At 72.3% G+C, this 24,850-nt stretch carries 25 protein-coding genes and 1 tRNA gene; 12 read left to right on the top strand and 14 right to left on the bottom strand.

Annotated features, from left to right (window positions below; translation table 11 throughout):
* The 3 genes from FK498_RS19185 to FK498_RS04320 all read left to right on the top strand — a co-directional run.
* Positions 1-720: NADH-ubiquinone oxidoreductase (locus FK498_RS19185; RefSeq protein WP_161988305.1), on the top strand; the 720-nt coding region annotated here is incomplete at its 5' end.
* Between the two features lie 19 nt (positions 721-739).
* Positions 740-1,924 carry a M20 aminoacylase family protein gene (locus tag FK498_RS04315; RefSeq protein ID WP_141851896.1) on the top strand — a complete coding sequence of 395 codons (1,185 nt, stop codon included), beginning with the start codon at positions 740-742 and terminating at the stop codon, positions 1,922-1,924.
* Complete coding sequence (locus tag FK498_RS04320) at positions 1,921-2,589, top strand: DsbA family oxidoreductase (RefSeq protein WP_141851898.1); 669 nt, start codon at positions 1,921-1,923, stop codon at positions 2,587-2,589. Before FK498_RS04315 ends, FK498_RS04320 begins: the two co-directional genes overlap by 4 nt.
* Here FK498_RS04320 and FK498_RS04325 read toward each other — a convergent pair.
* The 7 genes from FK498_RS04325 to FK498_RS04355 all read right to left on the bottom strand — a co-directional run bounded on the left by FK498_RS04325 (position 2,586) and on the right by FK498_RS04355 (position 9,061).
* Positions 2,586-3,212 carry a MarC family protein gene (locus FK498_RS04325; RefSeq protein WP_141851900.1) on the bottom strand — a complete coding sequence of 209 codons (627 nt, stop codon included), beginning with the start codon at positions 3,210-3,212 and terminating at the stop codon, positions 2,586-2,588. The two genes, FK498_RS04320 and FK498_RS04325, sit on opposite strands and share 4 nt — an antisense overlap.
* A gap of 113 nt (positions 3,213-3,325) precedes the next feature.
* Positions 3,326-3,401, bottom strand: a tRNA-Lys gene (locus FK498_RS04330).
* 59 nt (positions 3,402-3,460) lie between these two features.
* Positions 3,461-4,606, bottom strand: coding sequence for a rod shape-determining protein RodA (gene rodA, locus FK498_RS04335; RefSeq protein ID WP_141851902.1), 1,146 nt, complete (start codon positions 4,604-4,606; stop codon positions 3,461-3,463).
* The gene (gene mrdA, locus FK498_RS04340) at positions 4,603-6,492 is read right to left on the bottom strand and encodes a penicillin-binding protein 2 (protein WP_141851904.1); all 1,890 of its coding nucleotides are present in this window, start codon (positions 6,490-6,492) and stop codon (positions 4,603-4,605) included. The genes rodA and mrdA overlap by 4 nt, the downstream gene beginning before the upstream one ends.
* A gap of 9 nt (positions 6,493-6,501) precedes the next feature.
* On the bottom strand, positions 6,502-7,044 hold the full coding sequence (locus FK498_RS04345; RefSeq protein ID WP_141851905.1) for a rod shape-determining protein MreD: 543 nt from the start codon (positions 7,042-7,044) through the stop codon (positions 6,502-6,504).
* Entirely contained in the window at positions 7,037-7,909 is an 873-nt protein-coding gene (gene mreC, locus FK498_RS04350) for a rod shape-determining protein MreC (RefSeq protein WP_141851907.1), read from the bottom strand. The genes FK498_RS04345 and mreC overlap by 8 nt, the downstream gene beginning before the upstream one ends.
* Positions 7,910-8,017: 108 nt before the next feature.
* Entirely contained in the window at positions 8,018-9,061 is a 1,044-nt protein-coding gene (locus FK498_RS04355; RefSeq protein WP_141851909.1) for a rod shape-determining protein, read from the bottom strand.
* Positions 9,062-9,269: 208 nt separating this feature from the next.
* Between FK498_RS04355 and FK498_RS04360 the strand changes: the two genes are divergently transcribed.
* Complete coding sequence (locus FK498_RS04360) at positions 9,270-9,509, top strand: hypothetical protein (RefSeq protein ID WP_141851910.1); 240 nt, start codon at positions 9,270-9,272, stop codon at positions 9,507-9,509.
* Between the two features lie 180 nt (positions 9,510-9,689).
* Here FK498_RS04360 and FK498_RS04365 read toward each other — a convergent pair whose 3' ends face one another.
* Complete coding sequence (locus tag FK498_RS04365; protein ID WP_141851912.1) at positions 9,690-9,848, bottom strand: DUF1328 domain-containing protein; 159 nt, start codon at positions 9,846-9,848, stop codon at positions 9,690-9,692.
* Positions 9,849-9,954: 106 nt separating this feature from the next.
* Complete coding sequence (locus FK498_RS04370) at positions 9,955-10,695, bottom strand: PhyR family response regulator anti-anti-sigma factor (protein WP_141851915.1); 741 nt, start codon at positions 10,693-10,695, stop codon at positions 9,955-9,957.
* A gap of 66 nt (positions 10,696-10,761) precedes the next feature.
* Between FK498_RS04370 and FK498_RS04375 the strand changes: the two genes are divergently transcribed.
* Positions 10,762-11,265 carry a sigma-70 family RNA polymerase sigma factor gene (locus FK498_RS04375; protein ID WP_141851917.1) on the top strand — a complete coding sequence of 168 codons (504 nt, stop codon included), beginning with the start codon at positions 10,762-10,764 and terminating at the stop codon, positions 11,263-11,265.
* A gap of 27 nt (positions 11,266-11,292) precedes the next feature.
* Here FK498_RS04375 and FK498_RS04380 read toward each other — a convergent pair whose 3' ends face one another.
* Positions 11,293-11,511, bottom strand: a complete 219-nt coding sequence (locus FK498_RS04380) for a DUF3185 family protein (protein WP_141851919.1) — start codon at positions 11,509-11,511, stop codon at positions 11,293-11,295.
* 160 nt (positions 11,512-11,671) lie between these two features.
* Between FK498_RS04380 and FK498_RS04385 the strand changes: the two genes are divergently transcribed.
* The 3 genes from FK498_RS04385 to FK498_RS04390 all read left to right on the top strand — a co-directional run bounded on the left by FK498_RS04385 (position 11,672) and on the right by FK498_RS04390 (position 14,312).
* The gene (locus FK498_RS04385; protein WP_141851920.1) at positions 11,672-12,292 is read left to right on the top strand and encodes a sigma-70 family RNA polymerase sigma factor; all 621 of its coding nucleotides are present in this window, start codon (positions 11,672-11,674) and stop codon (positions 12,290-12,292) included.
* 90 nt (positions 12,293-12,382) lie between these two features.
* Complete coding sequence (locus FK498_RS19860; RefSeq protein WP_237560828.1) at positions 12,383-12,511, top strand: NepR family anti-sigma factor; 129 nt, start codon at positions 12,383-12,385, stop codon at positions 12,509-12,511.
* Positions 12,486-14,312 carry a sensor histidine kinase gene (locus FK498_RS04390; RefSeq protein ID WP_141851922.1) on the top strand — a complete coding sequence of 609 codons (1,827 nt, stop codon included), beginning with the start codon at positions 12,486-12,488 and terminating at the stop codon, positions 14,310-14,312. The genes FK498_RS19860 and FK498_RS04390 overlap by 26 nt, the downstream gene beginning before the upstream one ends.
* A 13-nt stretch (positions 14,313-14,325) precedes the next feature.
* Here the strand turns inward: FK498_RS04390 and FK498_RS04395 are convergent, their stop codons facing one another.
* Positions 14,326-15,903, bottom strand: coding sequence for a 2-isopropylmalate synthase (locus FK498_RS04395; RefSeq protein WP_141851924.1), 1,578 nt, complete (start codon positions 15,901-15,903; stop codon positions 14,326-14,328).
* Between the two features lie 261 nt (positions 15,904-16,164).
* Positions 16,165-17,784: a thiamine pyrophosphate-dependent enzyme gene (locus tag FK498_RS04400; protein ID WP_141851926.1), complete on the bottom strand. Its 1,620-nt coding sequence runs from the start codon at positions 17,782-17,784 to the stop codon at positions 16,165-16,167.
* Between the two features lie 170 nt (positions 17,785-17,954).
* Between FK498_RS04400 and FK498_RS04405 the strand changes: the two genes are divergently transcribed.
* Together FK498_RS04405 and FK498_RS04410 are read left to right on the top strand one after the other, a co-directional pair.
* On the top strand, positions 17,955-18,926 hold the full coding sequence (locus FK498_RS04405; RefSeq protein WP_141851928.1) for a hydroxyacid dehydrogenase: 972 nt from the start codon (positions 17,955-17,957) through the stop codon (positions 18,924-18,926).
* 1 nt (position 18,927) lies between these two features.
* Complete coding sequence (locus FK498_RS04410) at positions 18,928-19,896, top strand: NAD(P)-dependent oxidoreductase (protein ID WP_141851930.1); 969 nt, start codon at positions 18,928-18,930, stop codon at positions 19,894-19,896.
* An 18-nt stretch (positions 19,897-19,914) separates the two neighbouring features.
* On the opposite strand, the gene FK498_RS04415 is transcribed toward FK498_RS04410, so the two are convergent.
* Positions 19,915-22,113, bottom strand: coding sequence for a molybdopterin cofactor-binding domain-containing protein (locus tag FK498_RS04415; protein WP_141851933.1), 2,199 nt, complete (start codon positions 22,111-22,113; stop codon positions 19,915-19,917).
* 15 nt (positions 22,114-22,128) lie between these two features.
* Positions 22,129-22,527 carry a (2Fe-2S)-binding protein gene (locus FK498_RS04420; protein ID WP_370510874.1) on the bottom strand — a complete coding sequence of 133 codons (399 nt, stop codon included), beginning with the start codon at positions 22,525-22,527 and terminating at the stop codon, positions 22,129-22,131.
* Between the two features lie 262 nt (positions 22,528-22,789).
* Between FK498_RS04420 and speB the strand changes: the two genes are divergently transcribed.
* Entirely contained in the window at positions 22,790-23,860 is a 1,071-nt protein-coding gene (gene speB / locus FK498_RS04425) for an agmatinase (protein ID WP_141851937.1), read from the top strand.
* Positions 23,861-23,955: 95 nt separating this feature from the next.
* On the top strand, positions 23,956-24,807 hold the full coding sequence (locus tag FK498_RS04430) for a transporter substrate-binding domain-containing protein (protein WP_141851939.1): 852 nt from the start codon (positions 23,956-23,958) through the stop codon (positions 24,805-24,807).
* Positions 24,808-24,850: the final 43 nt, after the last annotated feature.

Consider the following 24,850-nt stretch of genomic DNA (forward strand, 5'->3'; position numbering starts at 1 on the left):
GCCCTGACCGTCGCGTCCGACCCGCACGCCCAGGCGGAAGCCTGCGCGGGGGCACGCTCGGTGGTCGCCTGCGCGCCCGCCGAGGCCACGGCCGCGCTGATCGCCGCCCTGCCCCGGCCCGCGCCGCACTGCGTGCTGCTCGGCTCCACCCGCCGCTACAGCCGCATCCCCGATCCGCGCGCTGAGGCGGTGCGCGCGCTGGAGGCTGCCTTCACCGCCTCCGGCATCGCCGGGGTGCTGCTGCACCCGACCATGATCTACGGCGCGACCGGCGAGAACAATGTCCGGCGCATCGCCGCCCTCGCCCGTTTCGGCGTGATTCCCCTCCCCGGCGGCGGGCGCAGCCTGATCCAGCCCGTGCATGCCGAGGACGTCTCCCGCGCGGTGGTCGCCGCCGTGCAGCGCCGCGCGGTCGCGGCCGAACCGGTCGTGCTGGCGGGGCCGGAGCCCCTGCCCTACGCCGCCTTCGTGCGCGCAGTCGCGGAGGCCGCAGGACGACGGGTACGCGTGCTCGCCGTGCCGGTCGGCCTCGCGGTCGCGCTCGCCCGCCTCGGCTCCGCGCTGCCAGGACTGCCGCGCGTGACGCGCGACGAGATCCTGCGCCTGACCGAGGACAAGGCGTTCGACATCACCCCTGCCCGCCGCCTGCTCGGCTTCGATCCCATGCCGCTCGAGGCCGGGCTTGCGCTCACCTTCCCCCGCCGCGATATCCGGGGATGAGCGAGAGAGGGGACCTGCCATGCCCGTGCACAACCGGATCGCCGCCTTCCACGACGAGATGACCGCGTGGCGGCGCGACCTCCACGCCCATCCCGAACTCGCGCTCCAGGAGGTGCGCACGAGCCGCGTGGTCGCCGAGAAGCTGAAGGAATTCGGCGTCGACGAGATCCACACCGGCATCGCCAGGACCGGCGTGGTCGGCGTGCTGCGCGGCAGCCGGCCGGGCAGCCGCGCGATCGGGCTGCGCGCCGACATGGACGCGCTGCCGATCACGGAGCAGACGGGCCTGCCCTACGCCTCCACGACTCCCGGCGTGATGCACGCCTGCGGCCATGACGGGCATACCGCCATGCTGCTCGGCGCCGCCAAGTACCTCGCCGAGACGCGCAACTTCGCAGGCACGGTGTATCTGATCTTCCAGCCGGCCGAGGAGATGCACGGCGGTGCGAACATCATGATCCAGGAGGGCCTGTTCGACCGCTTCCCGATGGAGCGCGTGTTCGGCCTGCACAACTGGCCGCGCGCCCCGTTCGGCACCTTCCTCTGGCGCAACGGGCCGGTGATGGCCGCGGTCAGCGGCATCGACATCACGATTACCGGCAAGGGCGCGCACGGCGCGATGCCGAATCTCGGCATCGATCCCGTTCTCGTCGGCGCGCACATCATCACCGCCCTGCAGGGGATCGTGGCGCGCAACCTGGATCCCACCGATGCAGGCGTGGTGTCGATCACCTGGCTCGAAGGCGGCGATGCGCACAACGTGATCCCCGAGGTGGTGCGGCTGCGCGGTACCGCGCGCTGGTTCACGAAGGAAGCGGGCGACCTGATCGAGCGCCGGGTGATCGAGACCGCCGAGGGGATCGGCCGAGCGTTCGGCGCGAAGGTGGACGCGACGTTCGACCGTGCCTACCCGGCGACGGTCAACGAGCCCGAGTCCACCGCGCTCGCACGCGAGGCGGCGATCGCGGTTCAGGGCGAAACGCGCGTCGTCGATCTGCCGCGCCCGACCATGGGCGGCGAGGATTTCGCCTTCATGCTCGAGAGGAAACCCGGCGCCTATCTGATGCTCGGCACCGCACGCACCGACGACGATCCGGCCGTGCATCACCCGAAGTTCGACTTCAACGACGACGCGCTGCCGATCGGCGCCTCCTGGTTCGCCACCCTGGCCGAGCGGCTCCTGGCGGACGGGAAGGCCGCATGAGCGCGCTCCATCTCACCGTCGTCTCGGACGCGATCTGCCCCTGGTGCTGGATCGGCAAGCGGCGGCTTGACCAAGCCCTCGAGATGCTCGCCGAGCGCGAGCCCGATCTCGCCTTCGAGGTGTCGTTCTTCCCGTTCCTGCTGAACCCGGACATGCCGGCGGAGGGCATGGACCGCGCGAGCTACCGGGCAGCCAAGTTCGGCAGCCTGGAACGGTCGCGCGAACTCGATGCCCAGGTCGCGGCCGCCGGCGCCGCGAGCGGGCTCGAGTTCCGCCACGATCTCATGACGCGCACGCCCGACACCACGAACGCCCATCGGCTCGCGCGCTTCGCCGCCGAGCAGGACCGCCAGCGCGCGGTGGTCGAGGCGATCTTCCGCGCCTACTTCAACGAAGGCCGCGACATCGGCGACGTCGCGGTGCTCGCCGAACTCGCAGCCGCGCAGGGGCTGGACCACGGCACGACGCTCGCCCGCCTGCGCTCCGACGAGGCGGTTGCGGAGGTGCGCGCCCAGGCCGCCTCGGCCAGCCGCGCCGGCATCACGGGCGTGCCCAGCTTCGTGCTCAACCGCCACTTCCTGTTCAGCGGCGCCCAGCCGGCCGAGACGATCGCCGATGCCCTGATCGCGGCGGCGCGGCATCCGGCGATCGCGCAAGCCCGCTAACCCGCGAAGAAGGCGCGCACGCCGTCCAGCACGATCTGCGCGGCGAGCGCGGCCAGCACCACCCCGAGCACCCGGCTCAGCACATCGGCCCCCGTGCGTCCCAGAAGCCGCATCAGGGGCGAGGCGGCCAGCATGGCTGCGAGCGTGACCGCGAGCGCCAGCGCGAGCGCGGCGACCACTGCCCCCAGCGCTTCCGGATCGTCGCCGACGCGGCCACGCAGCAGCACGACCGTGGTCATCGCCCCCGGGCCGGCGATCAGCGGAATCGCGAGCGGAAAGACGCTGATGTCGTGGTCGGAGGCCTGCGCCTCGGCCTGTTCCCGTTCGGTGGCACGCAGGCCGGACTGGCGCACCATCACCATGTCGGCAGCGAGCAGGAACAGCAGCAGCCCGCCCGCGACCTGGAACGCCGGCAGGCCGATCCCCAAGGCGCGCAGCAGGAACTCGCCGGCCACGGCGAAGGCCACCAGCACGCCGCCGGCGATCGCCGTCGCCTTGAGCGCCTGGGCGCGCCGTTCCGCCGGCGTGTCATGGGGCGTGATGCCGAGGAAGATCGCGGCCGTCCCGGGCGGATCGAGGATCACAAGGAAGGCGACGAACGCGTAGAGGAAGAGATCGAGCATCGCGGCAGCCTAGCTGCAGCGCGGCCCGACGGCATCAGCGGCACGACCCGGCGCGCCACGGGCCGGAGGCGCGGCCCGGCAGGTCGGAACTGGGCCAATCCCTCGGGTTCGACTGGTGGGCGCACAAGGACTCGAACCTTGGACCCGCTGATTAAGAGTCAGCTGCTCTACCAACTGAGCTATGCGCCCGACCGCCGGCGCGCGGCTATAGCAAAGCGCCCCCGGCCTGTCGACCCCGCCGCATGCGCCTAAACCTCGCCCTGTTCGCCCTCGATCTCCACGGCCCGGTGGACATGAACGCTCATCAGCACGCCGAAGCCGATCAGCACCGTGATCATCGCCGATCCGCCATGGCTGATCAGCGGCAGGGGCACCCCGCCCACCGGGATCATCCCCATCACCATGGCGATGTTGACAAACACGTAGAGGAAGAAGTTCACCGTGATCCCGGCCGCCACCAGCCGGCCGAACTGGTGCCGGCAGGCGAGCGCCATTGCCAGCCCGTACAGCACCACGAGAAGGTTGAGCGCCAGCACCGAGGCGGCGCCGACGAAACCGAACTCCTCCGCCAGCATGGTGAAGATGAAGTCGGTCTGCTTCTCCGGCAGGAAGTTGAGCTGGCTCTGCGTGCCCTGCAGGAAGCCGCGGCCGAACATGCCGCCCGCACCCAACGCGATCTTGGACTGGATCACGTGGTAGCCGGCGCCGAGCGGATCGCTCTCCGGGTCGAGGAAGGTGAGGATGCGCTGGCGCTGGTAGTCGTGCAGGCTCTCATAGACGATCGGCGCGGCGACCGCGACCGCGCCGATCACCAGCGCAAACTTCCACCACCGCACCCCGGCCGCGAAGAACACCGCCCCGGCCACCATCAGCGTGATCAGCGCATTGCCGAGATTGGGCTGCTTCAGCACGAGCGCGACGGGGATCGCGGTCGCGATCAGCGGCGGGACCAGGAACAGGGGGTTGCCCACGCGCTCCAGGCTCGCGCGGTGGAACCAGCGGGCAAGCGCGATCACCAGCAGGATCTTCATCAGCTCGGAGGGCTGGAGCTGGAACCCGCCGAGATCGAGCCAGCGCTGCGCCCCCTTGCCGACCTCGCCGTGCAGCGCGACGAGCACCAAAAGCCCCACGCCGAGCAGGTAGAGCGGCCAGGCGAGGCGCAGCATGATGCGGATGTCGACCATCGCGATCGCCAGCATCATCAGCACGCCGAAGCCGAAGCGCAGCCCGTGCCGGAACGCCCAGGGCTCGGGGCTGCCGCCCGCGGCGGAGTAGAGCATCGCATAGCCGACCCCGGCCATCAGCCCGAGCAGCACCACGAAGGACCAGCTCACGCTGCCGAGCTTCTCGGCAAGGCTCATGCCGCGCTCGCGCGTGAGCCGCCGCTCGATCATCGCCCGCTCCGTTCCGCGGCGGCGACCTGCAGCGCCGGCCGGGGCGGCGCCTGACGTCGAGCCGGATCGCGCCTGAGCGTCTCGGCCATGATGTCGCGCGCGACCGGGGCGGCCGCGGCCGAGCCGCCGCCACCGTGCTCGATGATCACCGCGCAGGCATAGACGGGGTCCTGGCTCGGCGCGAAGCCGACGAACAGCGCATGGTGACGCCACTCATAGGGCAGGTCCTGCTGGCGCCGCAGCCCGCGTTCGCGCTCGGCCATGGTAATGCGGCGCACCTGGGTGGTGCCGGTCTTGCCGCCCATCTCGGCGCCGATCTCGGCGGGCAGCCGGCTCGCATAGGCGGTGCCGCCGCGCTCGTTCACCACCCCGGCCATGGCGTCGCGAATCAGCCTCAGATGGGCCTCGGGGATGCCGATCAGCGGCCAGTCCCCGGCACTGCCGCCCGGCGCCGGCACGCCCCCGATCGCGCGCGTCAGGTGCGGCTCCACCGCCCGGCCTCCATTGACGAGGCGCGCAGTCATCACCGCGAGCTGCAGCGGCGTGGTCTGGATGAAGCCCTGGCCGATGCCGTGCACCAGCGTCTCGCCCTGCTGCCAAGCGACACCCTGGGTGGCGCGCTTCCAGGCGCGTGTCGGGATCAGCCCGGCACGCGCCCCGGGCAGCTCGATCGGGGGCTGCAGACCGAGGCCGAACCGGTTCGCCATCGCCGCGATCCGGTCGATGCCGGTGCGCTTCGCGATCTCGTAGAAGTAGCAGTCGCAGGACTGCTTGATCGCCTCGCGCATGTCGAGCCAACCATGGCCGCCGCGCTTCCAGCAGTGGAAGCGGGCATCGCCGAGCTCGGTGACGCCGGCGCAGAAGATCCGTTCGCCCGGACTCACCACCCGCGCCTCCAGGGCGGCGAGCGCCACCACCATCTTGAAGGTCGAGCCGGGCGCGTAGAGTCCGGCGATCGCCTTGTTGATCAGCGGGGCGCGCGGATTGGTGGTCCACTCGCGCCACTGCGCGGCGCTCACGCCGGTATCGAACAGCGAGGGGTCGAAGGACGGCGAGGAGACCATCGCCATCACCTCGCCGTTGCGCGCATCCAGCACCACCGCCGCGGCCGATTCCTCGGCGATGCGCGCGGCGGCGAACTGCTGCAGACCGGCATCGAGCGTGGTCGTGACGTCCTGGCCCGGCGTGCCCTCCTCGCGCGCGAGCTCGCGGATCACCCGCCCGACGGCGTTGACCTCGAGCCGCACGGAGCCGGCGCGGCCGCGCAGCGCCTGGTCGTGCGCGCGCTCGAGCCCGGCGCGGCCGACCCGGATACCGGGCAGCTCCAGCATCGGATCGCCGTCGAGATCGGCCTCCGCCGGCGGGGCGACGTAGCCCACCACATGCGCGAAGGCCTCACCCCCCGGATAGATCCGGCTCTGGCCGACATCCGTCATGATGCCCGGCAGGTCCGGCGCGTTCACCTCCAGCCGCGCCATCTCCTCCCAGTCGAGATGGTCGCGCACCACCACCGGGACGAAGCGCCGCCGGCGCCGCAGCTCGCGCTCGACGCGCGCACGGTCGGCCTCGGTCAGCGGGACGATCTCGGCGAAGGTGGCAAGGGTGGCGCCGACATCGTCGGTGCGCTCGGCCACCAGCATGGCGCGCCAGTTCTGGCGGTTGGCCGCGATCGGCTCGCCGAACCGGTCGGTCAGCCGGCCGCGCGGCGGCGGGATCAGCCGCACCGAGATGCGGTTCTCCTCGGCCAGCGTCTTGTAACGCTCGCTCTCCACCACCTGGAGCTGGTAGAGCCGCGCCCCCATCGCGCCCATGATCGCGACCTGGCCGGCGCCGACCAGAAGCATCCGGCGGGTGAACACCGCGCGCCTGCCCTGCTCGCGCCTCATCGCCGCACCTCAGCCCGCCGCCGCGAGGCTGCGCTCGATCCGCACGAACAGCCAGGAGAACGCGGGATAGAGCGCGACCGTGAGGGCAAGCTCGTAGAGCGCCGGCTCGGCCGGCAGCAGCCGCACCGCCAGGGCGATGCGCAGGAGCCAGCCGAGGCCGAGCGTGGCGGCCGCGAGCAGCGCGAAGACCGTCCAGACCAGCAGGAAGGACTGGCGCGCGAGCACGCGGCGCTGGGTCAGGACGGCCGCGTGCAGCAGCAGCAGCAGCAGCGGGTTGATGCCGAGCGGGGCGGCCGTCAGCAGGTCGGTCAGCACGCCGACGCCGAACACGCTGAGCGGCGGCATCAGGCCGGGCCGGTACAGGGTCCAGAAATACACGGCCGCGATCGCCGGCACCGGCATCAGCCCGTTCTGGGCTGGCAGGCCGAGCGGGATCCCCGTCGCCAGCACCAGGAGCACGGTCAGCGCCGACGGGGCGAGATCGCGCGCGGCCTGGTCGAGGCGCTGCCAGAACCCGCGCGGCCGCGGCGGACGGGCGACCGGGCTAGCCACCGGTGCGTCCCCGCGGCCGGGCCGGCCGCGTCACCTGTTCGGGCGGCAGGATGCCGTTCAGCCCGAACTCGTGCAGGCGGACGAACTCCAGCCGGTCGAGATCGGCGAACAGCTCGACCTCCAGCGTCCCCCCCTTGGCCTCGCGCACGATGCCGACCGGCAGACCGGCGGGAAAGGCGCCGCCCTCGGAGGCGGTGACGATCCGCTCGCCGGGAGCGGGCTGGTCCCCCCCGGTCCAGTGCTGAAGCCGCGGCCGCGGTCCGTTGGTGCCGGCGAGGATCGCGCGCACGCGGGTGCGCTCGACCTGCACGGGGATGCGCGAGTTGATGTCGGTGACGAGCAGGAGACGGGCCGAGCGGCTGCCAACCTCGCTGATCCTCCCGACCAGGCCGGCGCCGTCGAGCGCGACCTGGCCCTTGCGGACCTGATGCTGCGGCCCGACCGCAAGGAGGGCGGATCGCGCATAGGCGCCGCCGAGATCCGCCACCACGCGGGCTGTCGTGAATTCGGGCGTGGGGGCTGCCGGTGCGTGCAGCACCTCGCGCAGCGCCAGATTCTCGGCCTCGAGGGCGAGCGCGACGTCGCGCCAGCGCCTGAGCCGGGCGTTCTCCTCGCGCAGGCGGGCGTTCTCGCTGCGCAGATGGATCAGGCGCTGGATCTCGGCCACGGCCTCGCGCAGCGTCCCGACGGGCTGGGCGGCCGCACCGTAGAGGGGCACCAGCAGGTCGGCGAGGGCGGCGCGCGCGCGCTCGGCCAGCACCGTGTCGGCCTTGCCGAGCAGCATCAGCCCGAAGCTCGCGGCGATCAGCACCGGCAGCACCAGCCGGGCGATCGTTTGGCGAAGCGGCACGCTGAGACGGATCACCCGAGGACCAATCCTTGCCTGTCCGTTTCCCGGCCCGTGGCCCTGCCCCGGCCTCCTGCGACGGGAGCCGGCGCGCCCGACTCCAGCCTACGGGAGAATGCTGAAGACTCAGTACATCGACGACAGCACGTTGCGCAGCTTCTTCATCTCCTCGAGCGCGCGGCCGGTGCCGAGCGCCACGCAGGAGAGCGCATCCTCCGCCACCAGCACCGGCAGCCCGGTCGCTTGGCGCAGCACGTAGTCGAGCCGGTGCAGGAGCGCGCCGCCGCCCGTGAGCACGATGCCCTTGTCGACGATGTCCGCGGCAAGCTCGGGCGGGGTGTTCTCGAGCGCCACCTTCACCGCCTCGACGATCGCGCTCACCGGCTCGGAGAGGCTCTCGCTGATCTGGCGCTGGCTGACCACGACCTCGCGCGGCACGCCGTTCATCAAGTCGCGTCCCTTCACCTCGCGCAGCGGGCCGTCATCCATGTCGTCGGGCGGGCAGGCGGCGCCGATCTCGATCTTGATCCGCTCGGCCGAGGACTCGCCGATCAGCAGGTTATGGTTGCGGCGGATGTAGGAGATGATGGCCTCGTCCATCTTGTCCCCGCCGACGCGCACCGAGCGGGAATAGACGATGCCGCCGAGCGAGATCACCGCCACCTCGGTGGTGCCGCCGCCGACATCCACCACCATCGAGCCCGAGGGCTCGGTCACCGGCAGGCCGGCACCGATCGCGGCGGCCATCGGCTCCTCGATCAGGAACACCTTGCGCGCGCCGGCCGATTCGGCGCTCTCCTGGATCGCGCGCCGCTCCACCGCGGTGGAGCCCGACGGCACGCAGACGATGATCAGCGGCGAGGCGAAGCTGCGCCGGTTGTGCACCTTCCGGATGAAGTGCTTGATCATCTCCTCCGCCACCTCGAAATCGGCGATCACGCCGTCGCGCAGGGGGCGGATGGCCTGGATGTTTCCCGGCGTGCGGCCCAGCATCTGCTTGGCCTCCTCGCCGACCGCGAGCACCTGCTTGCGCCCGCGCACGTCGGCGATGGCGACCACCGACGGCTCGTCGAGCACGATCCCGCGCCCCTTCACGTAGACCAGCGTATTGGCCGTCCCGAGATCGATCGCCATGTCGGCGGACAGGATCCCGAGCAGTCGCGACAGCATCGATTGCGTGACCTTCCTGTGGGAACCGGGCGGTCCTTGTCCCTAGCGCGCAGTGGTATGGGGACCGCCGGGCGCATCGGTTTACGGCGGCGACCGGGGCCGCTCAACCGCTGAATCGTGCGGGCAGGCCCCATCGCTGCGGAGCAGGGAACGGAATACGGCGAGGAGCGTTAACGGATCGGTGTCCTGCAACCGAGGAGACATGGCCATGCGAGCGATCACCCTTGCTGCCGCCGTCGCGATGCTGGGCCTGGCGGCCTGCGGCAACACGCCCGGCGAGCGTGCGCTGTCCGGCGGCGCGCTCGGCGCGGCCGGCGGCGCCGCGATCGGCGGGCTGAGCGGCGGCAGTGTGCTGGGCGGCGCCGTGCTGGGCGGTGCCGCGGGAGCGGCGGCCGGTGCCCTCACCTCGCCGCGCGACGTGAACCTGGGCCGTCCTGCCTGGAAGTGACGACGTCGGCGAGGGCCGTCCGCCCTCCCCGGCAACACGGGGCGACCGCCGGTCGCCCCTTTTTGCTTTTGAGTCAGATGGATCTGATTGTTTTCTTGATGCTTTATCTGAGCGGATCGGCAGACCGCGGGCGGCCGGCGCGCGGGCGTGGCAGCTGCCCGATCGGCTGCGGCCGGCGCCTCAGGCGGCGAGATGCGCCACCAGCGACACCAGGAACAGCACGAGGAACACCGCGAACAGGATCTTGGCGATGCCGGCCGCGGTGGAGGCGATCCCGCCGAAGCCGAGCAGGCCCGCGACCAGGGCGACGACGAGAAAGATCAGCGTCCAGGTGAGCATGGGGGCTCCTTTCGTTATGGCCCTTCAACGTGACGCCGGGGGCGGGGTTTCCCCCGCCCCCGGTAATCGACGCACCCCTGCCCCACCGCGCGGCCAGCCCCGGCGCTCAGCCGAGGCGCAGCCCGCCCGTCACCGCCTGGTAGGTGGCGATCGCCAGCGTCATCGGGTCGAACGGCTTGGTCACGACGAAGGCCGGCTCCAGCGCCTCGCCGGTCAGCAGACGTTCAGGATAGGCGGTGACGAAGATCACCGGCACCGACATCTCGCGCAGGATCTCGGCGACCGCCGCCTTGCCGTCCCCGCCCTTGCCGAGATTGATGTCGGCCAGGATCAATGTGGGGTTGAGGCTTCGTGCCAAGGCCACAGCCTCCGATTGTGTGGCAGCGATGCCGGCCACGCGATGGCCACAAGCGGCCACTAGTTGCCCGAGGTCCATGGCGATGATCGGCTCGTCCTCGACGATCAGCACCTCGGCCTGCGCACCCTCGCGCAGCCGCTCCCGCGCGGCCGCGGCGATCGCGGCGACCTCCCCGGCATCGCGGCCGAGCACCGCGGCGGCCGCCTCGGGGTTCAGCCCCTCGAGCGAGGTCAGCAGCAGGACCTGCCGTTCGAGCGGCGTGAGGCCGCCGCCCGGCAGGGGCGGCGATTCGGGCACGCGCGCCGAGACGGCCCGGTACAGCGCCAGCAGCGCGGCAGTCCCGCCTTGCTCCCCGCCTTGCTCGGGGGGCGCCCGCCGCAGCGCCAGCAGGGCCTCGCGCACCAGCGCATCCCCCGCCTCCTGGCTGCCGACAAGCGCGCGCGCATACCGGCGTGCGCGTGGCAGCGCCCGCAGCAGGTCCTCGCTCATCCTCCGCCTCCGATCATTTCCCGCCCAGTTTCGCGCACCGGGTCGCGGCGGCAAACGGGGGCCGCGATGAGCCCGGCCGATCCGGGCGAAGCGGCGTTCCGCGCGGAACTGATCGCGCTGCTGCCGCAGCTGCGCGCCTTCGCCCGCTTCCTTGCGCGCGACCGCGCTGAGGCCGAGGACCTGGTGCAGGAGACGACTCTGCGCGCGCTCGCCGCCTGGGGGCAGTACCAGCCCGGCACGAACCTGCGCGCCTGGCTGTTCGCGATCCAGCGCAACCTGTTCCGCCAGGGCCTCAGGCGCCGCCGCCCCCAGGGCGAGCCCGCCGAGGAGCGCGGCGCCCCGCCCGGCCAGGACGCCCACATGGCCATGGGCGAGCTCGCCCGTGCGCTCAGACGCCTGCCGCCGGCCCAGCGCGAGGCCATCCTGCTGGTGGGCGCCCAGGGCTTCTCGTACGAGGAGGCCGCCGCGATCTGCGCGACCGCGGTCGGCACGATGAAGGCGCGTGTCAGCCGGGCGCGCAGCGCGCTTGCGCGCGCGCTCGGCCGGCCCGACACGTTCACGAACATGTGAAAAGGACTACAAGACGCCTTCCCGGGTTCAGCGCCGGCCGCCCATCAGCCCGGCACCAGCGAGCACCGCGCCGGCCGCCAGCAGCGCCGCACCACCGATCACCGACCACTCCGTGCGCTCCGAGTGGCGACCGGTGATCGCCTCGGCGATCCGCTCCGCCGGTGCGTCCGCCGCATTGAGCCCGATCGCCAGCAGCATCGCGCCGGCAACCGCCAGGGCCAGTCCGATGGCCAGGGACATCCGCATCGCGCGCCTCCTTTCGCGTCTCGCGCAACCGTGACCACTCTCGAACGCGCCGGTCTGCCCGCGGTTCCCTCGGAGTTCCGGGGGGGGGGCGAACCGGATGCAACCTTCTCCTGCCGCAGGACGTTGGATCGGCATCGGCAACCGCCGGAGGACCGCAGAGGTGCCCGACTCGTTCCACGACGACCTGATCGCGATGCTGCCGAGGCTGCGCATCCAGGCTCTTGCGCTCACGCGCAGCCGGGCGGCGGCGGAGGATCTCGTCCAGGATACGGTGGTGAACGCGCTCGCCGCGCGCGCGCAGTTCCGTCCCGGCACGAATCTCGCCGCCTGGCTGCACCGGATCCTGCGCAACCGCTTCATCAGCGACATGCGCAAGCGCCGGCCGAACGTGCCGATCGAGGATGCGCCGATCGGGTCGCTCGCCGCCGCAGCCGACCCGGCCGACCGCCTGGTGGCGCAGGAGCTTGCCCGCGCGCTCGACCGCCTGCCGGCCGATCAGCGCGAGACGCTGCTGCTGGTGACGCTGCAGGGGCTCTCCTGCGAGGAGGTCGCCGAGGTGACGGGCTCGGCCGTCGGCACCGTGAAGAGCCGCGTCTTCCGCGCCCGCGCCGCCCTCGAACGCGCCCTTCTCGGCGAGGCCGCGGGCGAGACCCCGGCCGCGACCCCGGCACCGCGCCGGCACCGCCGGCACGCCGGAACTGGCGGCCCGGCGCCGCGCGCGGTATCCTTGCCGCGCAACGAGTTGGCGATCGAAACCGGACGTGCTGCCGGGTCCGTCTGAGGGGTGATGAGCGACACGCCGAAACGCGCGATGCCGAGTGGCGCTGGACAGCTCACCGCGCGCCGGCGTGGCGGGAAAGGACGGTCCGACGTGGCCAACGCCTTCGATGTCTGGCTGGACCGCCAGCTGCATCAGATGTTCGACCGTGTCGCCAAGGAACCGATCCCCGAGGACCTGCTCCGGCTGATCGAGGGTGACAGGCGCAAGAGCGAGGGCTGAGGCCGAGGCGGCCGCCGCCCATCCCGGCGAGCCGGCGGCACCGCCGGCATCGGCGCGGTCGCTTGCGCGTCTCTTCGCCCCGGTGCGCGCACGGCTGATCGGGCTGATCCTGATCGGTGCCGTCCCGGTGGCCGTGCTGGTCGGCCAGAACGCGATCACCTTGTACCGGGAAGCGAACTACGCCGCGCGCGAGCGGGTGGCGCTGGTGCGCGAGGCGGCGGCCGCGCGGCACCAGGTGGTGATCGAGGCGGCCGAGCAGATCCTCGTCGGCCTCGCCCGCAGCGACGCCGTGATCTCCGGCGATCCGGAGACCTGCGACCGCGCGCTGATCGAGGTGCTGAGCCTGCAGGGCGGGCGCTACAGCAACATCTGGGTCGTCGACGGTGCAGGGCGCACGCGCTGCAGCGCCCTACCCGCCCCGCGCGGCCGGTCCTTCGCCGAGGCGCTCTGGTTCAGGGACGCGGTGCAGAAGAACCGCTTCGTGCTGAGCGAGCTCCAGGTCGGCCCGGTGACGCATCGCAACATCGTCGCCGCCGCCCTGCCGGTGCGGCGCGAGCGCGAGCTGATCGCGGTCGTCGGGCTCGGGCTATCGCTCGACCATTTGGCGCTCCAGACCCGCCCCGCCGCACGCGCCGACACGGCGATGTGGCTGATGGACGATGGCGGACGCAGCTTCCCCCTCACCGAGTCCGCAAGCGAGGGCACGATGCCGATGCTGCCCGCCTGGGCGGCGCTCCGCCGCGGCACGGTGACGCATGTCGATGCCGAGAGCGTCGGCGGCGAGCCCTTCGCCTATGGCGCAGCGTCGCTCGGCGACGACCTGAGACTGGTGGTCGGCGTGCCGGCGACGTCCTACCGCGCCGAAGCCAGCCGCGCGCTTGTCAGGCGGCTGGTCGAGCTCGGCGCCTTCCTCCTCGCCTGCCTGGGCGCAGTCGCGATCGGCGCGCATCTCAGCGTGATCCGTCCGCTGCGCGAGGTGAGCGACCGCGTCGCGGCCTGGCGTCGGCAGGGCGGCCGGTTCGATCCCGGACCGTTGCACGGCTCGCCCGCCGAGGTGCGCGCGCTCGCCCAGGCCGTGGTCGAGGCGTCGGCCGCGCTCGGACGGCGGGAGGAGGAGCTGCGCGCGGCACTGGCCTCGCGCGACCTCCTGATGGCCGAGATCCATCACCGCGTGAAGAACAACCTGCAGATCGTCGCCAGCCTGCTCAATCTCCAGGCAGGGCGCGTGCGCACGGCCGAGGCGCGCACGGCCTTCGCCACCGCCCGCGACCGCGTGCGCGCCCTCGCCACCCTGCACCGTCACCTCTACACGCACAGCGACTTCGAGACGATCGCCCTCGGCACCTTCCTCGAGGAGCTGTGCGGCCAGCTCTTCGAGGCGCTCGGCGAGGCGCCGGGCGAACGCATCACGCTCGGCGTCGCCGCGCCCGACATCGTGCTCGGCTCCGACGAGGCCGTGCCCCTCGCACTGATCATCACCGAGGCGGTCACGAACGCGCTGAAATACGCCTTCCCCGACGGCCGCCCCGGCTCGATCACGGTCGAGGTCTGCCATGACGGCACGACGCTGACGCTCGCGATCCGCGACGACGGCGTCGGCATCGAGGCGGCACGGGAGAGCGAGACCGTCGAACAGGGCAGCGGGCTTGGCGCCGTGCTGATCGAGGGCTTCGCCCGCCAGCTCGGCGCCACGCTCGCGACCCGCACCGGCGCCGACGGCACGGTGCTGACGCTCAGCATGCCGATCCGCCAGCGCGGCGGGAAGGCGAAGGCGGATCGGGCCGAGGCGGCGCCGGCCTGATCCGCCGAGCGCCTCACGCCGCGGGCAGCGCCGGAGCGGTGCGCGCGCGCTTCACCATCAGCTTGTTGAGCGCGTGGATGTAGGCGCGCGCCGATGCCACCAGGGTGTCGGTATCCGCGCCCTGCCCGTCCACCAGCTTGCCCTTCTCCTCGAGCCGCACCGTCACCTTCGCCTGCGCATCGGTCCCCTCGGTGACGGCGTGCACCTGGTAGAGCTTCAGCTCGGCCTCGTGCGGGAACAGCAGGCGGATCGCCTTGAAGGTCGCGTCCACCGGCCCGTCGCCGGTGGATTCGGCACTGCGGACGTCGCCGTCGATGTCGAGCTCCAGCACCGCGCGCTGCGGCCCCTTCGAACCGGCATGCACGTCGAGCGAGACGAAGCGGATGTGGTCGTGCGCGCGCACCACCTCGTCATCGACCAGCGCCACGATGTCCTCGTCGAACACGACCTTCTTCGCGTCCGCCAGCCGCTTGAAGCGCTGGAACGCGTCGTTCAGGGCGTTGTCGCCGATGTCGCCGTAGCCGAGCTGCCTCAGCTTGTCGCGGAACGCCGCGCGGCCCGAGTGCTTGCCGAGCACCAGGCTCGACTTCGCCCAGCCCACGCTCTCGGGCGTCATGATCTCGTAGGTGCCGGCATGCTTCAGCATCCCGTCCTGGTGGATGCCCGCCTCGTGCGCGAAGGCATTGCGGCCGACGATCGCCTTGTTCGGCTGCACGTCGAAACCGGTGATGGTCGCGAGCAGCTTGGAGGTACGCACGATGTTGCGCGTGACGATGCGGGTGTCCGCCGGCATCGCGTCGTGGCGCGTCTTCAGCGCCATGGTGATCTCCTCGAGCGCCGCGTTGCCGGCGCGCTCGCCGATCCCGTTGATCGTGCACTCCACCTGACGCACGCCCGCCTTGATCGCGGCGAGCGTGTTGGCGACCGCAAGCCCGAGGTCGTTGTGGCAATGCGCCGAGAGGATCACCTTCTCCGTCCCGGGCACGCGCTCGCGCAGCATCGTGAAGATCGCGGCGAACTCCTCGGGGATCGCGTAGCCCACCGTGTCGGGGATGTTGATCGTCGTCGCCCCCGCCTTGATCGCCGCCTCGACGCAGCGGCAGAGGAAGTCCGCCTCGGTGCGGCTGCCGTCCTCGGCCGACCACTCGACATCGTCGGTGAAGTTGCGCGCGAAGGTGACGCTGTCAGTCACCGCCGCCAGCACCGCCTCGGGCTCCATCTGGAGCTTGTACTTCATGTGCAGGGGCGAGGTGCTGATGAAGGTGTGGATGCGCTTGCGCCGGGCGGGCCTCAGCGCATCGGCCGCCGCCTGGATGTCGGCCCGGCCCGACCGGGCGAGGCTGCACACCACGGCGCCCTGCAGCCTCTCGGCGATCGCCTGCACGGCGGCGAAGTCGCCCGGGCTGGCGATCGCGAACCCGGCCTCGATCACGTCGACGCCGAGATCCTCGAGCGCCTCGGCCATGCGCAGCTTCTCCTCGAGATTCATGCTGAACCCGGGGGACTGCTCGCCGTCGCGCAGCGTGGTGTCGAAGACGATGATCCGGTCGGGCGGAACCTCGCCGAACGACGGATGGGTGATGGTGGTCATGCTCTCGCTCCTGAACTCCGTGTACGCGACTTGCCTCGGGGTCTCCCCTGAGCGGTGCTTCGGCGCTCTCAGCGCGAAGGCGTCACGCCCAGGGGCGGGTAAGTCGAAGGAGGAGGAGCGGAAGGAGGGCGCGCGCGGCCGCCTGCGCACGGGGCGCAGCAGCGGCGGAGAAGTCGCGGGCCGGTTGCATCGCGACGGGATTATCCACAGCGCGGGCCGCCTGTCCAGCGCGATCGCACCGACACCGCCCCCGCGTCCCCGTCACGCCCGGTGCGGCGCGATGAACCGGAACGGTGACGGCTCCCTGGTGATGTCGGTCACCACCTCGATCAGGCAGGGCGCATTCGCCGCCAGCGCCTCGCGCAGGGCGCCGCGCAGCCCGTCGGCATCGGTGACGCGCCAGGAGCGCACGCCGAAGGCCCTGGCATAGGCCTGGAAGTCGGGGTTGGTCAGCTCGGCGCCGCAATGGCGGCCGTCATAGAGCCGGCGCTGGTCCCGCAGCACATTGCCGTAGGATCGGTTGTTGAACAGCACCGTCACCAGGTTGATGCCGAAGCGCACGGCGGTCGCCAGATCCGATCCGCCGAACAGGAAGCCGCCATCGCCCGTCACCGCCACGACCGCGCGGTCGGGATGGGCGACCTTCACGCCGAGCGCGGTCGGGAAGCCGGCGCCGAGATTGCCCGAGAAGCCCGAGCCGATCGCGGTGCGCGGCGCGTGGAACGGCATGCCGAAGGCCGAGACGTAGCCCACCTGCGTCATCTCGTCGCAGAAGATCCCGTCTTCCGGCAGCGCGTCGCGGATCGCGGCGAGGAACGACATCTGCGGCTCGAGCGCCCGGATCTCGGCCGCCGTCTCGGCCTTGGCACGCGCGATCGCGGCCGCGCGGTCCGGGTCGTCGCGGCGCGCGACCCGATCGGCCAGCGCTCGGGCCGCGGCGGCGGCATCCGCGACGATGCCGAGATCGACGGCAAGCCTGCGCATCTCGGCGGGATCGATGTCGATGCGCGCGATCCGCACGCCCTCCGGCATCCTGCCCCAGCGCGCAGTCGGCACGTCGAGCCGCGTGCCGAAGCCGATCAGCAGATCCGTCCCGGCCCACAGCCTGTAGGCCTCGGGCACGGTGAGGCTGAGCGGATGCCGGTCATCGAGCACGCCGCGGCCGCCGCGGAAGCGCACCACGGGCGCGCCGATCTTCTCGGCGAGCGCGCGGATCTCCGCCCCCGCATCCATCGCCCCTCCCCCGACCCAGATCATCGGGCTGCGCGCCGCGTCGATCATTTCGGCGAGGCGCGCGATCCGCGCCGGGTCCGGCACCGGATCGGGATGGCGCGGCAGCGGATCGCACGGCGCCACTTCGGCCTCGGCCGGCAACTGGTCAAGCGGGATCTCGAGCGCCGCCGGGCCGCGCCGGCCGGACATCATCTCCTGCAACGCGCGCGCCACCTTGCGTGGCGCCTCGGTCGGGTGCTCGATCCGTTCGGCGTGCCGCACCAGCGTCCTGAGCGTGGCGAGCTGGTCCGGCAGCTCATGGAGCTGGCCGCGCAGCCGGCCGATCTCGGCCGACGGCACCTGGCCGGTCAGGCACAGCACCGGCGCGTTGACGCTCCAGGCGGTGGAGAGCGCGGCGGTGGTGTTCAGCACGCCCGGGCCGGGAACGACCGCGTAGACCGCCGGCCTGCCGGTCGCGCAGGCATAGCCGAGCGCCATGTAGGCCGTGGTCTGCTCGTGCCGCGCGTTGATGACGCGGATGCGGTTGGCGTTGCGGGCGAGCGCATCGAACAGCCCGTACATCTGCACGCCAGGCAGTCCGAACACGGTGTCGATGCCGTGGCGAAGCAGGCTGTCGACGATCGCATCGCCACCGGTCATGCGCGGCATGGCGGCTCCCTTCCGAATGACGCGATCGCAATCGACCATCGAACGGCGCGGCCGCCAAGGGGTGGCCCGGCGGCAGGCCCAAGCGTGCGGTCCTGGACCGGGTTGCCGCGAGCGCCGCACCGCCGCAGGATGCGCCCCTCGCCCCCGTCGTCCAGGAAGGGATTCTCGGAATGCCCCATGTGCTGCTCGAGCGGCCGCTCCACCCTGCCGGCCGCGCGATCCTCGATGCGCGCTCCGGCATCACGGTCGAGACCGCGACCGGGGATGCCGCCGACTTCATCGCCCGCGCGCCGAAGGCCGACGCGATCCTGCTCTGGCTGACCAGCGTCGATGCGGCGTTCCTGGACCGCTGCCCGAACCTCAAGGTGGTCGCGCGCTACGGCGTCGGCTTCGACACGATCGACATCCCCGAATGCACGAGGCGTGGCCTGCCGGTGGCGGTGGTGAACGGGGCGAACGATCTCGGCGTGGCCGAACATGCGATGGCGCTGCTGCTCGGCATCGCGCGGCGGATCCCCGCCTACGACCGGATGGTGAAGGGCGGGGAGTGGCGTTCGGTCGACGGTCCGCCGATCGGCGAGCTCGCCGGGCGCACCGTGCTGGTGATCGGCTACGGCCGCATCGGCACGCGGGTCGCACGGCTCTGCGCCGCCTTCGGCATGCGCGTGATGGTGCACGACCCGGCCTTCCCGACGCCGCGCATCGCCGCCGACGGCCACATCCCCGCGCCCGACTGGCGGGCCGCGCTGGCGGAGGCCGACGTGGTGACGCTGCACTGCCCGCTGCACGCGGGCACGCGCCATCTGATCGATGCCGACGCCTTGGCGCGCATGAAGACTGGGGTCTGGATCGTCAACACCGCGCGCGGACCGGTCATCGACGAGGCGGCGCTGGTCGCGGCGCTGCGGGCGGGCAAGGTGGCCGCTGCGGGGCTCGACGTGCTGACGGTCGAGCCGCCAGCCAAGGACAATCCGCTGTTCGGGTTCGACAACGTCATCCTCACCCCGCACAGTGCCGCGGCCGCGCAGGAGACGCTGGCGAAGATGGCCGTGCGCGCGGCGCACAACATCCTCGACGCGCTGGACGGGATGATCGATCCCGGCTTCCTGGTGAACCCCGAGGTGCTGCGGAAGAACGCCTGAGATGCCGCACGTCCTCTGCCTCCGCCCGATCCATCCGGATGCGATCGCGCTGCTGCGCTCCCGCCCCGACGTCACGGTCGAGGTGCTTGATCCCGTCACCTCCGAGGCGCTGGATCAGCGCATCGGCGCGGCGCACGCGATCACGGTGCGGCTCCAGACGATCGATGCTTCCCTGATCGGGAAGGCGCGCAACCTGCGCATCGTCGCGCGCCACGGGGTCGGCTACGATGCGGTCGACGTCGCTGCGCTGACCGCGCGCGGCATCCCCCTCACCGTGACACCGGATGCCAACGCGGTGAGCGTCGCCGAGCACGCGCTGATGCTGATGCTGGCGACGGCACGCCAGACGGTCGGCTACCACGCGCGCACCAGGGCGGCGCAGTGGGGCTTCGACCTGCCGACCTTCGATCTCGCCGGCCGTACCGTGCTGGTGATCGGCTTCGGCCGGATCGGCGGGCGGGTCGCGCGGCTCTGCGCCGCCTTCGGCATGACCGTGCTGGTGCGCGATCCCCATGTGCCGCGCAACACCATCAAGGGCGCGGGGTTCGTCCCGGCGGACGATCTCGACGCGGCGCTCGCCGCGGCCGACATCGTCACGCTGCACTGCCCGGCCACAGCCGAGACGCGCGGCATGGTGAACGAGGCGTTCCTGAAGGCCGCCAAGCCGGGCGTGGTGCTGATCAACACCGCGCGCGGCACGCTTGTGGACGAACCGGCGCTCGCCGCCGCGCTGGCTGCCGGCCACGTCGCCGGCGCCGGGATCGACGTGTTCGCGGTCGAGCCGGTGCAGCCCGACAACGTGCTGCTGCGGGCGCCGAACGTCGTGCTGATGCCGCACAGCGCGGCCGCCACGGCCGAGAGCATGCGCCGCATGGCGATGTCCTGCGCCGAGAGCATCCTCGCCTGCTTCGACGGGCGGCTCGATCCGCACGTCGTGGTCAACCCGGAGGTGCTGCGGCGCAACGCCTGACGCTGCGCCGCGCACCGCTCACGCGCCCTGGATCGCCGCGCGCATCCGCGCCGGCGTGAACGGCACCGAGCGCAGCCGCACGCCCGTCGCGTCGAAGATCGCGTTGCTGACGGCCGAGGGCACGATCGCCGCGGCCGGCTCGCCCGCGCCCCAGGGCCGCTCGGTCGGACGGTCGATCAGCTCGACGACGATCTCGGGCACCTCCGGCATGGTGATCACCTGGTAGGTGCTCCAGTCCACGCTGGTCACCGCGCTTCGGCTGAAGGTGAGCTCCTCCTTGAAGGTGCGCGAGAGCGTGTGGACGATGTTGCCCTCGACCTGCGCCTTCACGCCGTCCGGGTTGATCATCTGCCCGCAATCGTGCGCGCACCAGAAGCGCGTCACCCGGATCACGCCGGTGCGGCGGTTCACCTCCACCTCGGCGATGCCGGCGACATAGGTGCGCACGAGCTCGTACTTGCAGTAGCTGACGCCGCGGCCGCGCAGGATCTCGCCCGACCGGTCGGGCTGCGGCGAGGGCCGCGTCTGCCAGTTGGCGAGCCGTGCCACGCGCTCCAGCACCTCGCGCCCGCGCGTCTCGTCCGCCGGCAGGTGGCGCAGACGGTACGCGATCGGATCGGCCCCCGCCGCGGCGGCGCATTCGTCGATGAAGGCCTCGTTGGCGTAGGTGTTCTGCATCCGCCCCGGAGTGCGGATCCAGGACGGGCGGAACGGCGTGGTCTCGAGCCGGTGACAGGTCGTCTTCACCGCCGGGAACGCGTAGGGCACGGCAAGGTTGTGGATGATGTTGCCGGGATGGATCTGGTTCTCGCGCGGCAACCCGGCAAGTTCCGCGGCCAGCAGATCGACATTGCCGCCCGCACCCTTCGGGATGAAGGCCTCGCTCTCCCAGCCGACGACGTTGCCCTGCGCATCGAGTCCGGCGCGCAGGTCGACGAGATGCGGCGGTCCCTTCGGGTCCCAGGCATGCTCGTCCTGGCGCATCCACTGCAGCCGCACCGGGCGCCCGACCGCGCGCGCGAGCAGCGCGGCGTCGGCGGCCGCGTCCTCGTGGCCGTTGCGGCCGTAGCAGCCCGAGCCCTCGAGATAGATGCAGCGGATGCGCTCGATCGGCATCCCAAGCATCAGGCCGAGCTGCTTGCGCAGGTTGTGCGTCGCCTGGCTCGCGGTCCAGACCGTCAGCCGATCACCCTGGAACTCGGCGACCGCGCAGGACGGACCCATCGAGGCATGGCTGTGGATCGGCCAGTCGTAGCTGGCGGCGAGCTGCCTCGCCGCGCCGCGGATCACTTCGGCCGGGTTGCCCCGCTCGGAGGTCACCTGCACCTGCGCGACCGGGGTCGCGCGCACATGCTCCCAGAGCCGCGCCTGGTCGGGCAGGCCCGCCCAGGCGGACCAGCGCACGCGGAGGGCGCGCGCCGCCTTGATCGCGGCCCACTCGGTCTCGGCGACCACGCCGACATAGCTGCCCTCGCGCACGACCTTCACCACGCCGGGGATGCCCTGGACGGAGGCCTCGTCCACCGCCTCGACGGTCGCGCCGAGCGCGGGCGGGAACACCGTGCGCCCGTGCAGCATGCCCTCGCGCCGAACGTCGTAGACGTAGCGGAACCGGCCGAACACTTTGTCGGGGATGTCGACGCGCGGCACCGCGCGGCCGACGATCCGGCGCGCCTCGGGCGGCTTGATGGGCGCGTTCGCGTCCACCTTCAGCGCGAGCGCCCGCCCGCCGACGAGCTCGGCGTAGCCCACGCGCCCGCCCGGACCGATCACCATGCCCTCCTCGACGCGCAAGGCGGCCGGCTCGGCGCCCAGCCGCTCGGCGGCGAGACGGATCAGCTCGCGCCGCGCGGTCGCGCAGGCTGCGCGCAGCTGCACGCCGCCGTTCTGGATCGAGAGCGAACCGTAGGTCGGCCCCTGGTCCGGCGTCAGCGCCGTGTCGCCCTCCACCACGCTGATGCGCGCCATCGGCACGTCGAGCTCCTCGGCGGCGATCTGCATGAACCCCGTGCGCACGCCGGTGCCGAGATCGACCTTGCCGACATGCACGGTCACGCCGCCCCGGGCGTCGATCGAGAGGAAGGCGGCAACCTCGTCGGTGGCGACCGGCTTCTCGGTCCAGGCCGCGGCATCGCGCGGCCGGAGCCCGACCGCGAAGGCGACGGTCAGCGCGCCGCCCGCCTTGAGGATCGAGCGGCGATCGAGCATCGCGTCCATCTCTCCCCCTCCTCCTCAGCCCCGGGCCGCGCGCAGCACGGCCGCGATCACGCGCGGCTGGGTGCCGCAGCGGCAGATCACGCCGGCGAGCTCCTCGCGGATCTGCGCCTCGGTGGGCTGCGGATTCCTCGCCAGCAGCGCCGCCGAGGTCATGATCATGCCGGGCAGGCAATAGCCGCACTGCACCGCCTGCATCTCGATGAACGCCGTCTGCACCGGGTGCGGCCGCTCCGGCGTGCCGAGCCCCTCGAGCGTGACCAACTTCCGCCCGCGCGCCTGCACGGCCGGGAACTGGCAGGAGCGCACCGCCTCGCCGTCGATCTGCACCGTGCAGGCGCCGCATTGCGCCAGCCCGCAGCCGAAATGCAGCCCCGTCAGGCCGAGCTCGCCGCGCAAGGCGTAGAGCAGCGGCATCTCCGGATCCTCGGCCCGCAGCGTGACCGCGCGGCCGTTCACCGTCGTCTCGATGGTCTCGCTCATCGTTCCCTCCACATCCGCCCTCCGCTCCCCGGGGCGGCTTCGTCCGACTTTCCTCCCGCCGTGCCGCCGCCGCAACAGGGGCGGCGGTCACAGCGGCGCGCGCGGCGCGGCGGATCCCCGCTTGTCTCCCGGGCGCCTCTGTTGCTCCAATCGTGGCCCTTGCCGATCAACCGCGCCGCAGGAGCGGATTGCCGCCATGGACCAGGAGACGCTCGCGCGCCTGCGCGCCCGCTATGGCGACGCCAGGCCCGGCGAGGTGTTCGATCCGCACTTCGCCGAGATCGCGCGCGCGCAGTTCGCCGAGGGCGGGCGGCGGCGCTGGCCCTTCGAGGGGCCGGCCACGCTGCTCGATGCCCCGCTCGACGAGAGCGCAGCGCAGAAGCCCGATCTCGGCGGGCTCGACCTCGCGCTGATCGGCGTGCCGATGGATCTCGGCGTGACCAACCGCGCTGGCGCGCGCCTCGGGCCCCGCGCGGTGCGCGCGGTCGAGCGCATCGGCCCCTATGAGCCGGTGCTCGACCTGGTGCCGCTGAGTCGCGGCCGGATCGCCGATATCGGCGACGTGCCGATGCCGACGCGCTACGCGCTCGAGCGCTGCCACGAGGCGATCGAGGCCTTCGTGGCGCGCGTGCACGGGGCGGGCGCCCGCCCGTTGCTGGTCGGCGGCGACCATTCGATCACCCTGCCGGTCCTGCGCGCGCTCGGCCGCGATCGCCCGCTCGGCCTCGTGCACATCGATGCGCATGCCGACACCGCGGGGATGCAGGAGGGCACCAAGTTCCACCACGGCGGGCCGTTCCGCGAGGCGGTGCTGGCGGGCGTGCTCGACCCGGCGCGCACGATCCAGATCGGCATCCGCGGCGGCGCCGGCTGGCTCTGGGAGTTCTCCTACGACGCCGGCATGACCGTGATCCCGATGCACGAGGTGGAGCGTCTGGGCATCCCCGCCGTGATCGCCAGGGCGCGCGAGGTGGTCGGCGACGGCCCGGCCTACCTCTCCTTCGACATCGACGCGCTCGACCCCGCCTTCGCACCCGGCACCGGCACGCCCGAGGCGGGCGGCCTGACCACGCGCGAGGCGATCGCGCTCCTGCGCGGGCTCGCCGGGCTGGACATCGTCGCCGGCGACGTCGTCGAGGTCGCGCCGCAATACGACCCGACCACGGTCACGGCCCAGGCGGGGGCGCAGATGCTGTTCCAGATTCTCTGCCTGATGGTGCTGGCGCCGAGCTGGCGCCCGCGCGCAGGCGCGGGCCCCGGGCGCTGATCGCGCTTGCGCCGTGCCGGCGACCGGCTAGCCTTGCACGGCCGGGGAAGCGGCCGGACCGCTCCGTGCGGTCCGGCCAGAAGAGGGAGAGGTGCATGATCGCTCGTCTGGGTGGCGCCCTGCTTGCCGCCGTCCTGGCCCTCGGCGCGGCCGATCCGGCGGCGGCGCAGCAGCGCCAGGTGCGCATCGCGACCGAAGGCGCCTACGCGCCGTGGAACTTCACCGGCCCGGGCGGCCAGCTCGAAGGCTTCGAGATCGACCTTGCCAACGACCTCTGCCGGCGCATGAACGCGCGCTGCACCATCGTCGCGCAGGACTGGGACGGCATCATCCCCGGCCTCACCGCCGGCCGCTACGACGCGATCATGGCGGGCATGAACATCACCGACCGGCGGCTCGAGGTCATCAACTTCTCCCGCCCCTATGCCGCCGGGCCGCACGCCTTCGCGGTGATGCCGAACTCGCCGCTGCGCGCCATGCCGGGCACCGGCCGGACCTTCAGCCTTGCCACGCAGGAGGCCGAGCTCGTCGCGATCCTGAACCAGATCAAGCCGCTGCTGCGTGGCCGTACCATCGGCGTGCAGACGGCGACCACGAACTCGGCGTTCCTGACGCAGTATTTCGGCGATGCGGGCGCCACCATCCGCGAATACCGCACCACCGAGGAGCACGACCTCGACATCGCCGCCGGCCGGCTCGATGCGATCTTCGCCGCCGTCACCGCGATCACCGCGACCGCGGAGAAGCCCGAGTTCCGCGGGCTCGCGCCGGCGGGTCCGCTGATGAGCGGCGGCATCCTCGGCCGCGGCGTGGCGGTGGGGCTGCGCAAGGCCGACGCCGACCTCAAGGCCGCGTTCGACGCCGCGATCGAGGCCGCGCTGAAGGACGGGACGATCAGCCGGCTCTCCGAGAAGTGGTTCAAGACCGACATCGCGCCGCGCTCGTGACGACGGGCGGGGGTGCGCTCGGCACTCCCGCCTGAGCGCGCGC

The organism is Elioraea sp. Yellowstone, from assembly GCF_006704265.1.
Lineage (GTDB): Bacteria > Pseudomonadota > Alphaproteobacteria > Acetobacterales > Acetobacteraceae > Elioraea.